Here is a 13,971-nt window from a genome sequence, read left to right as displayed (position 1 = left end):
GTCTTCTCCTACCTCTGCTCCGGGACGTGCCCGTGAGCCTGGAACTGATCCGCCGCACGCTGATCCGCGCGGTCGGTACGGTGGTTGTCGCCCGCCGCAGCGAACGTGTCGAGGAGCTTCCGGAGCCACTGCTCCCGCTTCTCCGCGACGAGCAGCTCGAGCAGCAGCCGATGCCCGTCGTCCGAGCCCTCCGCCATCTGCTGCGCGAGCGCCCTCGACGTCTTGTGCGCCGCGACCTCGCGGACCGTCGTCGACGCGATGTGGTGCTCGTACTTCGCCTTCGCCGTCGCGTACGCCTCCCCCGCCTCGCGGAGGAACTGCGCGACCTCGAACCGCATCGCGATGAGCTGCGCCCCGTACGAGCCGCCCAGCGTCCGACCGACCGCGTTCACGAGCGCGACGTGCAGGTGGTCCGTGCGGTCCGGCCGGTGGATGCCGACCGACGCGAGCACGCGCAGGATCCGCGGATCGAGGCCCGGCTCGTCGATGACCTCGCCCGTGCCGGCATCCACCGCGCTCACGCGAGTGCCTCCTCGATCTGCTGCGCGAGTTCGGCCTCGATGTCGGGCAGGTCACCCTGCGCGGCGACGTAGCCGTGCCAGGCGATGAGGTTCGCGACGCGCTGCTCCTCGCCGAGGACGACGGTCGCGGCTGCCCCGAGCGCCTGCACCTGGAGCTCGTTCAAGTCCCGCTTCGACAGGAGGTCCTGCACCAGCTTCTTCGCGACGCTCATCGGTCGTACCCGCTGCTCGGCGCCGCCTGCTCGACCTCAGTGCCCTCGAGCACCCCGTCGACCGTCTCCACGTCCTCCGACTGCGGCACCTCAGCAGTCGCCCAGTCCTCGACCGGAGCCTGCTGCTCCGCCCACTGCGGCGCCGCCTGCTCCGACGGCTTCTCCGCCTCCGCCAGCACGGCGAGACGCGCCTCGATCGCCGCCCGCACCTCCGGCGTGCGCTCCGACTTCGCGATCCGCCGCCACAGCGCATTCGCCGCGTCCTTCGACGACACCGCCGCGGCCGCCGCGAACCAGTCCTCCGACGGCGCCACCGGCTCCGGAACCAGCGCCGGCTGCGACGCCGCCTGCGGGGCCCGCTGCTGACGGTCCGCCTGCTGCATCTCCTCCGACGAGTACAGGCCCGACAGGTCCTGCGGGAACGCCTTCCGAAGCGCGAGCATCTCAGCGACCTTCGCGAGCATCAGGTCCGGCATCTTCGCCCACATCGATGAGACCTTCTCGCCCGTCTTCCGACCGTTCGCCCACTCCGCGTCCATCACGACGTAGGAGTCCCACCGAGCGACCGCACGCGTCGCCTGCCGGTGCCCCGCCTTGAACACGCCGACCCGGGCGTGCGTCGGGTACGGCTGCGCGTCCGTCGGCATCCACGCCGTGGACCACGTCTGCCCACCGTCGGACGACCACTCGGCGTCCTCCTGGCCTTCGTACTTCCCGGACCGCTCAGCGACGAGCCGGGCGCCGTCGATCGACACCTGCGTCTGCCACTTCGGTCCCCGCTTGATGCAGTAGATCTGCCGCGCGATCGGGTCCAGCCCGGTCCGCATGCACTGCTGCAGGAACGCCTCCACGACCGGCCGCTCAGCGAGCCGCTGCGGCCCGTTCCGGCCGTCCCGGTACACGAGCCCCGATGCCTCCACGAGCGCCCGCTCAGCGGCGGTCCACGCCGCCTCGTCTCCCGTCGTCGGGAGCGCCACCACTGCGTTCGTCACGCCGCCTTCTCCTTCTTCGTGTCCTTCGCCGCGGTCACCCGCAGCGCCGCCTTCTTCACCACGACCACCTCCGTGCCCGTCTGACGGACGAAGTCCGCCTCGTGCGCGTCCACCGCCAGCCGCTCCCGCTTCAGCGCCTCCTCGGCCTGCCGCAGGTCGTCAAGCGCCTGCTCGAGCCGCTCGTACATCCCGCCCGGCGCCGCAGCACGAGCCGCAGCGACGTCGAGCTCGTACGTCTCCTTCTCGTCGACGACCGCCGGGGAGAACGACACCCGAGCGAGCGCCGACTCCTGCACGAACGCCTCGTCGGATTCGACCCGCTCGAACATCGCCCGGAACGCCGGCTCCTTCAGCGCCTTCGCCTCCTTCTCGAGGTCGAGGCCGCGCAGGTAGTTCAGGGCGAGCGTGTCCAACTCCTCGTCGATCACCGGACCCTCCCCAGCACGAGCAGCCGCGAGGGCCTCGTCGAGCCGAGCGAGGAACTGGTCGGCGATGACGACGAGCTCCGCGAACAGCTCGGGATCGAAGTCGACCCACGCCGTCGGGACGAACAGGTCCAGCGGCTCCGGCTCCTCGTACTGGCCGCCATGCGGAAGCCAGTCGCCGTCGTGCTGCTCCCATGCGTACAGCGACGCCTGCGCGCCGAGCACGCCCATGACCCACTGCTGCTGGATCGCGTAGCCCTTCTTCCGGTACGCATCCGTGCCTGGGGCGATGTCGACACCTGACGTCTTGATCTCCGCGACTTCGAGGCGCAGCCCTGCATCCGTGGAACGGACGCCGTCCGGCGATGCCAGGTGCCGCGGGTTCGACGCCGAGCGGAACACCCTCGACTCCGGCAGCATCCGGTGCGACTCACGCAGCTGCTCCGCGATCACCGGCTCCCGGGTCTTCCCCCACATCGTGTAGCGGTTCCCGATGAACGTCGCTGCGGCCGCCGCCTCACGCGCCTCAGCCGTCGGAGCGAGCAACAGCGCGAGCTTCTCCTCGATCAGCTGGTTCGCCGTCCGACCGCCGAGCCCGCGCGACTTCAGCCACAGGTCCCGGACCTCCGTCGCCGTGACGCCCTGCGCCCGCTCGAACAGCCACTGCGTCCGATCCGTGTCCGGCGCCCCGGCGCGCGCCTCGAGCTCCGCGGGCAGCGCCACCGTGACGGCACTCACGCGGCGTCCTCGTCGAAGATCCCGAGCGTCTCGTTCCCGGTACGAACCTGGTACGCCGACTGCTGCAGCGCTTGCGCCGCCTCGACGCCGTCACCTTCCATCGGCTCGATGTGCACGGCCTTCACCCGCGACTGCCGGCCGTCGGCCGTGTCCAAGTGGCCGATGACCTCGTACGTGACGATCGCCGTCACCTTGTGCCCGAGCTGCGCGGCCGCCAGGACCTCGTCGACTTCCGTCTCCTGCAGGCCGTCCCGAGTCTCCTCGAGCTTCAGCTTCATGATCTGCACGCTCACGACGCGCTCCCTTCGTTGGTCGGCCAGGACACGGCGCCCATGGCCTCGGTCTGCTGCTTGCTCGGCTCCCCATCGATCGGTGAGCCGAAGGACCGCGCACCCATCGCCGCGAGGGCGAGAGCGTCGGCCACGTTGTGGTCCCGGATCGTCAGACCGGGATGGCGAGCCCGCATGGAGGCGAGCACCGCGCGCTTCTTCGCGTTGCCGTCGTCCGCGGCGTACTTCGCACGAGTCCGCGGCGACACGACGACGACCTCGTGGCCGCGCTCGAGGAGGGTGCCGCGGACGATCCACCGCTGCGCGTGCCGCTCGTCCGGCTTCCCGAACCGCGACCCCCACGACGGGCCCTCAAGCACGACGAGCGCCCCTGCCGGCACGTGACCGAGCGTCCGGCTCGCCGTCGACTTGATCCGCCGCCAGGACTGGAGCGCGTCGTCATCGGCCGCGGCATCGACGCGGTGGAGGAACACGTGGCCGGCGCGGACTACCGCGACACCCGTGCTCGCGAGAGACAGGTCCAGCCCGACGACGATCACGAGTCGCACCGGAGGTGATGGAACGTCCACCGCATCGGCACCAGACCAGCCGTCTTGCAGTACGCGCACGCCTGCGTCGTCTGCAGCCCCTGCACCAACGCCGCGTGCTCGTCACACAGCAGAGCGACCGCGCCACAGTGGTTGCAGCGCACACCCCACTCCGACGGCTTCGCGCAACGCTCGACGATGTCCGTCGTCCGCGGCGTTCGCTTGTCGCACTGTGGGTAGTCCGCGAGCGCGATCCGCAGGTGCACTGGCAACTCCACGGCGCTCACCGGTCCTGCTCCGGCGTCGTCACCATCCGGACCGCACCGACCAGCCAGAGCAGGACGATCGCCGCCCACTGTCCGCCCGCCGCCGGAGCCTGTGCGATCGCCGCAACCAGGCCCACCAGGCAGCCCGCGACCAGCCATGGGAATCCGCGACCGATCACCCTCGCGGCGCGCTCACGGTCCGTTTCCGGCCGAGCCGCCATCCGCACCCACGTGCTGGCGCTCATCCCGCGGAGCGCGTGCTCGCCGAGCACGTTCCGCATCGTGAGCGTCACGACGTCGTGCTCGTGATGCACGGAGTGGACCCGCCACATCTGGCCGTCGTCATCGAGCACCACGTCGTCGGTGACGATCTGATTGGCCCGCTGCAGACCGGCAGGAGGCAAGGGGGTAGTACGGAACATGGGTCGTTGCCCTTCAAGAGGAGGTCGATCCCGCCGGAGTCGGTGGCCGGCGGCAGAAGATCAGAGAGAGGTCAGGCCGACCGTGCGGCGCTGATCGGTGTCACGTTCGAGTGCTGGTGCTGGCAGGGCGTGCCCCGCATCCAGGCGTCGAGGCACACGTCCTCGATCCGCCAGGACGCGTTCACGGCCCGCTGCACGCCGTGCAGCTCCTTTGCCCGGCACGCGTCCGAGATGGTCCGCGGGTGCCGCTTGGACTCCGCAGCGGCCTCGGCGACGGTGAGCCACGCCATCACGCCACCTGCCCGACCGGCACGAGGCCCGCGGTCGCCCCGAGGCGATCGACGTAGAACAGGGAGTCGATCGCCACGGACGGAAACGCGAGCTTCACCCGAGCGATGAAGCTGCTCGACGGGGCGACGGTGCCCTTGATGACGCGGTGGAGAGTCGCCGTGTCCACGCCGAGGAGTCGGGCCAGGTCGACGTTCGACTCGAGCTCGTGGGCCCGGCGCAGCTCGTTGAGCTTGGTGAGGTTCAGACGCATCTGCGGTGGCTGTGCACCGGTGGAGAGGTTCTGCATGCGGACATAGTAGGCACGGTTCTGCGCGTGTGCATGGTCTATTCGTGCACGAAATCCCGGCGTGTCGCGGTCGATCCGCATGCCTACGCGGTTCCGTTCGCGAAAAGACGTTGCACGCGTGCAATGGAACGGTTAACCTCGGTGCCGTGAACAAAACGGACTGGCCGACCTACCTCGCCGAAATCACGACGAACCAGTCGGAGATCGCACGCACCGCCGACATCAGCACCGGAACCGTCAGCCGCTGGTTCTCCCGTTCCTCCCGCCCGGACGCGGCGCAGGTCATCGCCGTAGCGCGCGCCTACAACCGCAGTCCGCTCGTCGCCCTCGTCGCGGCGGGCTACCTCACGCGATCCGAGGTCGAAGGCGAGGTTCAGCTCACGGCCGGGATGACGCTCGCCGAGTTCACCGAGCTCGAGATTGCGCAGGAGCTCGTCCGCCGCATCGAGGCCGGGGAGTCCACCGACGTCAGCGACACACCACTCGAAGTCGACCACCCCGCGTGGGCGAATGTCGGGGGCCGTCCCCAAGATGGGCAGCCTGAGGGCACCGCACTCGAGATCGCGCGCCAGAACTTCGAGCAGGAGCTCGAGCGCTCAGGTCTCACCTACGAGGACCTCGGCTACGCGGCGAAGACCAACGCGCGCGAGGTGGAGGAGGATCAGCACACCCCATGACGGACCTGTACGACCCGCGGTCACACGCGGCGGAACTGGGGGTTCCGATCGTCGAGTACCCGCTGCGCGCGGACCTCGGTCGCTACATCCCCGCTCTCCGCACCATCCTCATCCGCCCACGAATGCGCGCCGCCCTCGAGCGCTCCGTCCTCGCCCACGAGATCGTGCACGCCGAACGAAACGAGTGCCAGACCGGCGTCCCGCTCCTCGACCTCCGCATGGAACGCAACGCCGACACCACGGCATCACTCCGCCTCATCGAGGAGGACCGCCTCGTCGACCTCATGCGCTGGACTCCCGACCCCGGCCGCTGGGCCATCGAGCTCGGCGTCACCGCCGACCTCCTCGAGGCCCGCATCACGCACCTGCGGAACCACCGACTCCGAGAGGCAGGCTGATGGCCTGGACCGAGAAGCTTCCGTCCGGACGCTGGCGCGGTGCCTACCGTCTCCCCGACGGCAGCAAGCGCTCCGCCGGCACCTTCGACCACAAGAAGGCCGCGATGAACGCCGCGGCCGCCGCCGAGGTCGACGCCGCAGCGCTCGGCTGGCGCGATCCCCGCGCGGGAGCCCGCACCTGGGGTGACTGGGTCACCGAGTGGTGGCCCACCCGCGACGTCGAGCCCTCCACGCTCCTCCGTGACGAGTCACGACGGAAGACCCACCTCGACGATCGCTGGGGTCCCGTCCCGCTCGTCGACATCACGCGGCACGACGTGAAGGCGTGGGCCGCCGAGCTGCTCCTGGGTATGGCGCCCGCCACCCGGGACCGGTGCGTCGCGCTCCTGTCCGCCTCGCTCGTAGCCGCCGTCGACGCGGAGATCATCGCCGCGAACCCCGCCGCCCGCCTGCGGCTCTCGAGCGCCGACAACTCCCGCGAGCGCTACCTGACCAAGGACGAGGCGTTCCGCCTCCTCGACGAGGTCCCGGAGGGCGTGCCGCGCGCAATGGCCGCGATGCTGCTCGGCACAGGACTGCGGTGGGGTGAGGCTGCCGGTGCCACCGTGCAGCGCCTCGACCGTCGCGCCGGACAGTTCCGTGTCGCTGAGACCTGGGACGACAAGCTGAAGCAGCCGAAGGCGTACCCGAAGGGCCGACGACGCCGCACGGTTCCCGTGCCCGACTGGACACTCGAGCACCTGAAGCCGCTGACGATCGGACGCCGCACGGGGTTCCTGTTCCTCACCACCGATGGAACGCCGCTCGACCATCACAACTACCGGCGGCGCATCTGGATGCCGGCCGTCAAGCGCGCTGGGCTCGACGACGTGCACCTCCACGACGCCCGCCACACGTACGCGTCCTGGCTCATCCAGGACGGCGTCCCGCTGGAAGAGGTCGGGCGGCTCCTCGGCCACGTGTCGCCGCTCACCACGCGTCGGTACGCACACCTCGCGGAGACACCGTCCGCGTCCGTGCTCAGCGCGCTCAGTCGGCCCGAGCGTGGGGCAGACGTGGGGCAGGCCGTCACTCCGACGGACTCCAATGTGATCCAGTTCCGAAGGCGCGACACAGCCTAGAACCCGCGCCAGCACTGGGAAGTGCGCACATCGACTCCCATTCGCGCACGCCCGCCCCGATCCCCCTCGACGCACTTTTAATCCGAGGGTCGTGGGTTCGAGCCCCACGGGGCCCACTGGTACCGCCCACCGGCTTCCCATCCGACCGACGGACGTGACGCAGTTTCGCGTTCTCCTGGGGATTCCCTAGGATCTCCCCATGCGCGATCGCCCTGCGGGCAGGATCGGATCGCTCGATGGCCTGCGCGGAGTCGCCGCGGCCGTCGTCCTGGTCCACCACTCCCTGCTCACCATCCCGTCGTTCGCGAACGGGAACCTCCACCTCCCCGTTCCGGACTCGAGGAGTTGGCTCGTCTACAGCCCGGTGCACGCGTTCTGGGCCGGCGGGGAGGCCGTCTTCGTCTTCTTCGTGCTGAGCGGGTTCGTGCTCACGCTGCCGGCCCTCCGGCGGACACAGGACTGGATCGCGTACTTCCCGAGCCGGTTCATCCGGCTGTACCTGCCCGTCGTCGCCTCGGTCTTCCTCGCCCTCCTGCTCTTCCTCGCCGTCCCGAGGACGGGCGCGCCCGGGCAGTCGGCCTGGGTCGCTCGTCACGCCGAGTCGCTGTCCCTCGGTGGGTTCCTCGGAGACCTGACACTCCTGGCGCCCACCAGGATGAACAGCCCGCTCTGGTCACTGACATGGGAGGTCGCGTTCTCGCTGCTCCTGCCGTTGTTCGTGTCCATCGCCGCGCTCACGCGCAGGCACTGGTGGATCACGGCGATCGTCGCCGCGTTGCTGTCGACCGCGGGGCACCCGCTCCGCATGCAGTGGCTCACGTACCTGTCGATGTTCCTCGTCGGATCCGCGATCGCTGCGGGCTGGGAGCGGATCCCGGCGGTCAAGCGACCGCTCGGGTGGGTCCTGTTCCTGGCCTCGCTGCTCGGGATCACCTGTGCGTGGTGGATCCCCAGCGACATGCCGGGAGCCGTCTTCGAGTCCACCGTCATCACGGCCGCTGCCGCGACGCTCGTCGTGCTCGCCGGCAAGTGGTTGCCGGCCGAGCGGGTCCTGCTCGGTGCCGTCCCCCGCACGCTCGGACGGATGTCGTTCAGTCTCTACCTGGTGCACGAACCGATCGCGGTCAGCGTCGCGCAGCTCGTGCCCACGGCACACCCGTGGCTCACCCCGATCATCACGATCCCGGTCGCGCTCGTCGTCGCGGTCTTCTTCGCCCGGTTCGTCGAGCTGCCCGCGCACCGACTCGCGAAGACGGTGTCGAAACGCGTGTCGGGTACGGACGGCGGAGCACGTCGCGGGCGCCGCGTGGCGGAGAGCGTGCACTAGCCGCGTACACCGCGCACGGAGCGTGCTGCCACCCGCCGTCCGTACAATCCTCGCGTGCCCAGACGAACCGACGACGGTGGCAGGACCGTCCTCGGTCGCGTGCCCACCCGAACGCGACGCCCGACGACCTCGGCGGTCGCGCTCGGTCTGATGGCGCTCGGCGTCGGCGCGTTCGTCGTGCTCCTCCCGTCCGTCTCCGACGCATGCCAGCCGGCCACGACGCCGGTGAGCGCGCATGCCGAGGCAGCTCTGGACCCGGGATCGCGCGTGCTGATCGTCGGCGACTCCTACACGACCGGTCGGGGATCCTCGGACGGGAACCACGGCTGGGCCCAGATGATCTCGGAGAACGAGTCATGGCGCAGCACGATCGACGGCATCCCGGGCAGCGGGTACGTCAACCGCGCGGCGACGGACTCCGTCCAGAACACGTACCTGCCGCGAATCGAGTCGCACGCCAGCCTCGATCCGGACCTCGTCCTCGTCCAGGGCAGCCAGAACGACTGGACGGTGAGCACCCGCGAGCTCCGGAAGGTCGTCACCGCGACGCTGCGCCAGGCTGAGGAACAGTGGCCGGACGCACTCGTCGTCGCGATCGGACCCTCGGCACCGGCGCCGCTCGCGACCGCCACCACGAACATCTCGGACGCCGTCGGCGCCGGAGCACGAGCAGCCGGGGTGCCCTACGTCGATGCGGTCGATGCGCAGTGGTTCACGGAGTTCAACAGTCGGTCGTACGTGGCCGCAGACGGGGAACACCTGGACGACGCCGGGTACCGCTACCTCGCTCGTCGCATCGCCGCCTCGCTGCACGACCTGACGGAGACGACCGCGGAGTGTCAGCCCTCCTGAGTCACCGGCTCGGCGGACGGCGTGGGGGTGCTGGACGGGGCGGGGGTGCTGGACGGCGCAGGTGTGCCGGCGGGCACGGGAGTCGGAACCGGCGTCTGCGTCTGGGTGGGCGTCGGCGCGGGCGCCTGTGTCGTCGTCGGTGCGGGCGTCGGGGCCTGCGGGACGGTCGGCTGGGGCTGCGCGCTCGACCAGGTCGCGGAGGCGGCGTCGTACCGCTGAGGCGTCGACCCGAGGCGAGGGTCGAGGACCACGTCGCCGTCGAGCGGCGTCAGGAGCGAGCTGTCGACCACGATCGTCGGCGAGGATGCGGAGACCCGCTGCGCTCCCGACCGCGAGACGAGCACCGGAGGCCTCGTCGACCGTTCGGTCGTGATCCGGACGGGAGACGCGGCAGCGGAGGTCAGACGGACGGCTGCACCGGTTCCTGCGGGCTGCGCGAGGTCGACGATGCCGATCGATGCCGGGGAACGGAGCAGCGCCACCGCCTTCCCGCCGGAGTACCCACGGACCGCGATGTCGGTGGAGGTCCCGTCCCCGTCGGCGTCCGCGGACCAGAGCGATCCGGTCGACCGTGAGATCGACGAGAAGGTGGCGGCGCCGATCGAGTACCCCTTCGAGGACACCGGGAACACCAGCACGTTGCCCGTCCGTGCCGCCGACGAGTCGGACGCGATGCTCAACGAGTCGATCCGCATCCCCGCCGAGGCGAGCTGGACGGAGTCGAAGTGCGGCGCGGGTACCGGACACCCGACCCCGGACACGGTCAGGGTGCCGAGCGTGCGCGTGCCGAGCACGAGGCCGGCCCCCGTCGTGTCCGTGATCTTCCCCGCGGTGTCCTTCCGGACGACGTTGCGGACGGTGACCGAGCCCGCGGTGACCGTCGGGGTCGTGGCGGACTGGACCACCCGAACGATCCCGTTCGTGGGGACCTTCGCAGTGGTCCACGTGACGTCACCGACCACGAGGTCCCCGAGGATCGATGGGCCGACGTTCACCATCGCGGATGCCCCGGACGGTGTCGCGGTGACCCCGGTGATCGATCCGGAGAAGGACGTCGACCCCGCGTAGTCCACGACGTTGACGGGAGCACCACCGGAGCTGACCGTTCCGGAGATGCCGGTCGCCGTGAACCCGCTGACGTGTCGCTGGACCTCACCCGCGCCGACCCCCGACGTGATCTTGAGGTGCGTGTGGCATCCGGACCCGCGCACGTTGCGGAGGACGACGTCCGTGATGTCGCCCTCGACGTCCCCGAGTCGGGAGCCGTCCCTGCTCTTGCCGTCGACCCCGGTGAACGCCACGAGGTCGTCACCGGAGTTCGAGCCCGTGATGTCCGAGATCCGGAGCTTCGACGCCGGGCCCTGGAAGTGGAGCCCGTCGGACGACGTGTTGGTGAAGGTGATCTTCGAGACGGTCACGTCGGACACGTCGCCGAGGCAGATCGCGTACTGGCCGCCCATCTGCTTCGCGCCCTGGCCCTTCACCGTCAGGTCCGCGATGGTCACGCCCGAGGCACGGCGGATGAGGAACCCGTGCGAGGAGAGCTTCTGCGACAGGGAGTTCTTGTTGCGGTTGATCCAGGTCCCGCCCTGGATCGTGATGTCGGCGTCGGCGACGGGGTAGACGTACGCCTGCGCGGTGAGGGTCGAGGTCGCCGGGACGTCGAGCGTCGCCTGCCCCGGCGACGTGACGGTGACCACGCGGCCGTAGAGCGAGGTCGGTGCGCCGGCCCGCCACGCACGAGAGCCGGCGTCGAGGACCTGGATGCGTCGCCCGACCATGTCGGCGGTGAACGCCCCGGCCGCGCTCGTGACGACCGGGGAGCCCGCGGTCACGGCCACGCTCGTCACGACCGTCGCGATCGACGCGGCGTTCCGGAGCAGGTTGTCGGTCGGTGGCCCGGTGATCGTCGCACCGTGCGCGTCGAGCAGCGTGTTCGCCGGGACGACGAGCGGCTTCGTCAGGACGACCACGCCCGTGAGGCGACGGATGCGCGTCGAGTCCCGTGCGGCGAGCCACCGGTTGAGCTCGTCGGTGGTGGTCTTGGCCGTCGCGGTGAACCGTGCTCCCACTGCCGATGCGGCGGACGCGGTGGTCGCCTCGCCGAGGACGGCGCCGGCGAGGCCGATGCCAGCGAGACCGATCATCGTCCGACGGGTGTGGATGGCGCGGGTCGTCATCAGGTCCAGGGCTCCTGCCGATCGTCGAGCAGGGAGCTCTTCAGGGTGACGAGATCATACCCAGCGGAGGCGACGCCGGCACATCCCCCATTCGAGCGACACGTGTTGCGGAGCTGCGATTGGGGTACACACCGTCCTCAGCGAGCTCATGGCGTTCGCACTGCACAGTTCAGGTCTCGTTCAGCGGTCTGTTGGGATACCGCCGATAGTGTCGTTCCCGCATCCACTCCTCGTGGATCGCCAGCACCACCTGAAGCAGAACGAACGGGGTACACCGTGATCGAGCACATCGACGCCACGCAGTCCAGCACCAGCGGAGACGCGCGCCGCATCGTCGAGCTCGCAGCAGCGACAAACACCACGATGAGCGACCAGCTGCTGCTGGACACGCTCCGCCGGAACGCCCAGGTCACCACCCGGCACATCCGCAAGGACTTCGTCGAGGTCGCGACCGCCTCCAGCGTGCTCGGCTACGTGTGCCGGCAGCGCAAGCAGTTCATCGCCCTCCGCGGCGACGACCCCGCGTGGGCGCACGAGATCGGGCGCTACGGCACCGAATCGCTCGCGGTGGAAGCCCTGCGGATGCGCCGCGGCTGATCAGCCCGCCAGGGTTCAGGACCAGACGCGGCGGATGCCCCAGGAACCGGTCCAGGTCTCGTCGGGCTCCAGCCATCGGAGCCCCTCGCCGGAGTTCAGGGCATCGGCGGGCGCGGTCATCGGCTCGACCGCGACAGCCAGGCCCTTGCCGTCACCACGGGGGAACTCGCGCGACGTGAACACCTGCACGTAGGGGAACGACTCGTCCTGCCAGAGCTGGACGCCATCACCCTCCGGCCCGTGCATGGTCGTGCGCCGGACCCCGTCGGCATCCGGCGTCACGTCGGTGTACGCGGTGTCGAGGTCCGAGTCACCCGCACGACGACCGGCGCGGAGATCGACACCGGTGCCCGCCACGGGCTCGGTGCCGTTCGGGATGCGCTTGTCGTCGACGGTGAACGCCGTCGCGGCGTCGAGCGTGATGACGAGGTCCTCTGCCGGGGTGTCGCCGGCGCGCAGGTACGGGTGCGCCCCGACGGCGAATGGGGCACGCACGCCGGAGCGGTTCGTGATCTCGTGGGTGACGCGGATGCCGTCGTCCACCAGCTCGTGGTGCACCCGCGTCTCGAGGGTGAACGGCCAGCCGTGCTGCGGGTGGATCGTCGCCTCCTGGAGGACGCTGGTCTCCGTCTGCGACACCACGCGGTACGGCGAGAACCGCAGCAGCCCGTGCGAGGCGTTGCCGTACTTCGGCTCGGAGACGTCGAGCTGCTGGGCCGTGCCGTCCAGCTCCCACTTCCCGCCGGCGACGCGGTTCGGCCACGGGACGAGCACGATGCCGTTCGCACCGGCCGGCGCCTCCGACGCCGGGAAGGGCTCGGTCAGGTCGAACCCGGCGACCCGGAGTTCGCGGATACCGGCTGCGACCTCGGTGACGACCGCCTCGACGACCCCGTCCGGGCCGGCGTGACGGAGGAGGTGGTACTGGCCCCCGGTGGGTGCTGCGGTCATGCGCTGTGGTTCCTTCCCGATGCGGTGGTGTCCGACTGTCCGCCGTCTGCCACGACGACCTCGACCCCGGCGGCCCGCACCTGCTCGACGAGCTCCGGTGGCGCTTCCGCGGTCACGACGACGTCGATGTCCCCGAGGCCGCTGACGACCCCGACGTGGGCGCGCCCGAACTTCGAGCCGTCCGCCACCACGACCGTACGCCCGGCGTGGGCGGCGAGCATGCGCTTCGCCTCGGTCTCGGGCAGGTTCACGTTCGTCAGCCCGTGCTCGACGTCCACGCCCGTCCCGCCGAGGAACACCACGTCGGCGGCGATCATCGGCAACAGGGTGTTGTTGAAGGGTGCGACGAGCGAGTGCTGGAGCGGGCGGAGCGTCCCGCCGGTGACGATGACCGTGAACCGGGGAACGGCGCGTTCGAGTGCGAGGGCGGTCGTCAGCGAGTTCGTGACGACGGTGACGTCCACGAGGTCCTCGCGCGCGACCAGTGCCTCGGCCACGGCGGCCGGGGTGGTGCCGACGTCGAGCACGACGCACTGGCCGGACCGCACGAGCGCGGCCGCGGCGCGGCCGATGGCGGCCTTCGCGACCTGGTGCTCGACGGCGGTCTCCTCGAACGGCCGCTCGCCGGAACCGGCCCCGAGGCGGAGCGCGCCGCCGTGCACCCGCTTGACCCGAGCCTCCCGGTCGAGGACCGCGAGGTCCTGGCGGACGGTCACCTCACTCGTGCCGAGCGCCGCGGCGAGCGCCGTCGTGCGCACCATGCCGGGTGCGCCGTCGACGATGGCGACGATGCGCTCCTGACGCAGCGGGGCCGGCATCGTGCCGGCGAGGAAGAGGTCGTCGTCGCTCACACGGGTAGTTTCGTCTGCTTCCGATCACTTTCGCAATCCTTCGTTCA

At 70.4% G+C, this 13,971-nt stretch carries 19 protein-coding genes; 6 read left to right on the top strand and 13 right to left on the bottom strand.

Annotated elements, in window-relative coordinates:
- Positions 1–8: 8 nt before the first annotated feature.
- The 10 genes from ACEN9V_RS14070 to ACEN9V_RS14025 all read right to left on the bottom strand — a co-directional run bounded on the left by ACEN9V_RS14070 (position 9) and on the right by ACEN9V_RS14025 (position 4,970).
- A complete protein-coding gene (locus ACEN9V_RS14070) occupies positions 9–521 on the bottom strand; it encodes a hypothetical protein (protein WP_413600814.1) in 513 nt (170 codons plus the stop codon).
- The gene (locus tag ACEN9V_RS14065) at positions 518–733 is read right to left on the bottom strand and encodes a hypothetical protein (protein ID WP_413600813.1); all 216 of its coding nucleotides are present in this window, start codon (positions 731–733) and stop codon (positions 518–520) included. The genes ACEN9V_RS14070 and ACEN9V_RS14065 overlap by 4 nt, the downstream gene beginning before the upstream one ends.
- The gene (gene bet, locus ACEN9V_RS14060; RefSeq protein WP_413600812.1) at positions 730–1,725 is read right to left on the bottom strand and encodes a phage recombination protein Bet; all 996 of its coding nucleotides are present in this window, start codon (positions 1,723–1,725) and stop codon (positions 730–732) included. The genes ACEN9V_RS14065 and bet overlap by 4 nt, the downstream gene beginning before the upstream one ends.
- Entirely contained in the window at positions 1,722–2,888 is a 1,167-nt protein-coding gene (locus ACEN9V_RS14055; RefSeq protein WP_413600811.1) for a YqaJ viral recombinase family protein, read from the bottom strand. The genes bet and ACEN9V_RS14055 overlap by 4 nt, the downstream gene beginning before the upstream one ends.
- Positions 2,885–3,181: a hypothetical protein gene (locus ACEN9V_RS14050; protein ID WP_413600810.1), complete on the bottom strand. Its 297-nt coding sequence runs from the start codon at positions 3,179–3,181 to the stop codon at positions 2,885–2,887. Before ACEN9V_RS14050 ends, ACEN9V_RS14055 begins: the two co-directional genes overlap by 4 nt.
- Positions 3,178–3,726, bottom strand: a complete 549-nt coding sequence (locus ACEN9V_RS14045; protein WP_413600809.1) for a hypothetical protein — start codon at positions 3,724–3,726, stop codon at positions 3,178–3,180. Before ACEN9V_RS14045 ends, ACEN9V_RS14050 begins: the two co-directional genes overlap by 4 nt.
- On the bottom strand, positions 3,714–3,992 hold the full coding sequence (locus ACEN9V_RS14040; protein ID WP_413600808.1) for a hypothetical protein: 279 nt from the start codon (positions 3,990–3,992) through the stop codon (positions 3,714–3,716). Before ACEN9V_RS14040 ends, ACEN9V_RS14045 begins: the two co-directional genes overlap by 13 nt.
- A complete protein-coding gene (locus ACEN9V_RS14035; RefSeq protein ID WP_413600807.1) occupies positions 3,989–4,393 on the bottom strand; it encodes a hypothetical protein in 405 nt (134 codons plus the stop codon). Before ACEN9V_RS14035 ends, ACEN9V_RS14040 begins: the two co-directional genes overlap by 4 nt.
- 71 nt (positions 4,394–4,464) lie before the next feature.
- Positions 4,465–4,683 (bottom strand): helix-turn-helix domain-containing protein, encoded by a 219-nt coding sequence (locus ACEN9V_RS14030; protein ID WP_413600806.1) that lies wholly within the window; start codon positions 4,681–4,683, stop codon positions 4,465–4,467.
- Positions 4,683–4,970, bottom strand: a complete 288-nt coding sequence (locus tag ACEN9V_RS14025) for a hypothetical protein (protein ID WP_413600805.1) — start codon at positions 4,968–4,970, stop codon at positions 4,683–4,685. Before ACEN9V_RS14025 ends, ACEN9V_RS14030 begins: the two co-directional genes overlap by 1 nt.
- 44 nt (positions 4,971–5,014) lie before the next feature.
- On the opposite strand from ACEN9V_RS14025, the gene ACEN9V_RS14020 reads away from it, so the two are divergent.
- The 5 genes from ACEN9V_RS14020 to ACEN9V_RS14000 all read left to right on the top strand — a co-directional run bounded on the left by ACEN9V_RS14020 (position 5,015) and on the right by ACEN9V_RS14000 (position 9,345).
- Positions 5,015–5,647, top strand: coding sequence for a helix-turn-helix domain-containing protein (locus tag ACEN9V_RS14020; protein ID WP_413600804.1), 633 nt, complete (start codon positions 5,015–5,017; stop codon positions 5,645–5,647).
- Positions 5,644–6,045: an ImmA/IrrE family metallo-endopeptidase gene (locus ACEN9V_RS14015; RefSeq protein WP_413600803.1), complete on the top strand. Its 402-nt coding sequence runs from the start codon at positions 5,644–5,646 to the stop codon at positions 6,043–6,045. Before ACEN9V_RS14020 ends, ACEN9V_RS14015 begins: the two co-directional genes overlap by 4 nt.
- Positions 6,045–7,166, top strand: coding sequence for a tyrosine-type recombinase/integrase (locus ACEN9V_RS14010; RefSeq protein WP_413600802.1), 1,122 nt, complete (start codon positions 6,045–6,047; stop codon positions 7,164–7,166). Before ACEN9V_RS14015 ends, ACEN9V_RS14010 begins: the two co-directional genes overlap by 1 nt.
- 199 nt (positions 7,167–7,365) lie before the next feature.
- Complete coding sequence (locus tag ACEN9V_RS14005; RefSeq protein ID WP_413600801.1) at positions 7,366–8,493, top strand: acyltransferase family protein; 1,128 nt, start codon at positions 7,366–7,368, stop codon at positions 8,491–8,493.
- A gap of 54 nt (positions 8,494–8,547) precedes the next feature.
- Complete coding sequence (locus ACEN9V_RS14000) at positions 8,548–9,345, top strand: SGNH/GDSL hydrolase family protein (RefSeq protein WP_413600800.1); 798 nt, start codon at positions 8,548–8,550, stop codon at positions 9,343–9,345.
- On the opposite strand, the gene ACEN9V_RS13995 is transcribed toward ACEN9V_RS14000, so the two are convergent.
- Positions 9,333–11,525, bottom strand: coding sequence for a hypothetical protein (locus ACEN9V_RS13995; RefSeq protein WP_413600799.1), 2,193 nt, complete (start codon positions 11,523–11,525; stop codon positions 9,333–9,335). The genes ACEN9V_RS14000 and ACEN9V_RS13995 overlap by 13 nt on opposite strands.
- A 276-nt stretch (positions 11,526–11,801) precedes the next feature.
- Between ACEN9V_RS13995 and ACEN9V_RS13990 the strand changes: the two genes are divergently transcribed.
- A complete protein-coding gene (locus ACEN9V_RS13990; protein ID WP_281265897.1) occupies positions 11,802–12,122 on the top strand; it encodes a hypothetical protein in 321 nt (106 codons plus the stop codon).
- 15 nt (positions 12,123–12,137) lie between these two features.
- On the opposite strand, the gene ACEN9V_RS13985 is transcribed toward ACEN9V_RS13990, so the two are convergent.
- Both ACEN9V_RS13985 and ACEN9V_RS13980 read right to left on the bottom strand, forming a co-directional pair.
- Entirely contained in the window at positions 12,138–13,073 is a 936-nt protein-coding gene (locus ACEN9V_RS13985) for an aldose 1-epimerase family protein (protein WP_413600798.1), read from the bottom strand.
- The gene (locus tag ACEN9V_RS13980; protein ID WP_413600797.1) at positions 13,070–13,924 is read right to left on the bottom strand and encodes a DeoR/GlpR family DNA-binding transcription regulator; all 855 of its coding nucleotides are present in this window, start codon (positions 13,922–13,924) and stop codon (positions 13,070–13,072) included. Before ACEN9V_RS13980 ends, ACEN9V_RS13985 begins: the two co-directional genes overlap by 4 nt.
- Between the last annotated feature and the right edge of the window lie 47 nt (positions 13,925–13,971).

The sequence above is a fragment of the Curtobacterium sp. Curtsp57 genome (genome assembly GCF_047324335.1).
Lineage (GTDB): Bacteria > Actinomycetota > Actinomycetes > Actinomycetales > Microbacteriaceae > Curtobacterium.
The sequence above is the reverse complement of the archived record's forward strand: the minus strand, read 5'-3'. Positions and strand labels throughout refer to the sequence as shown.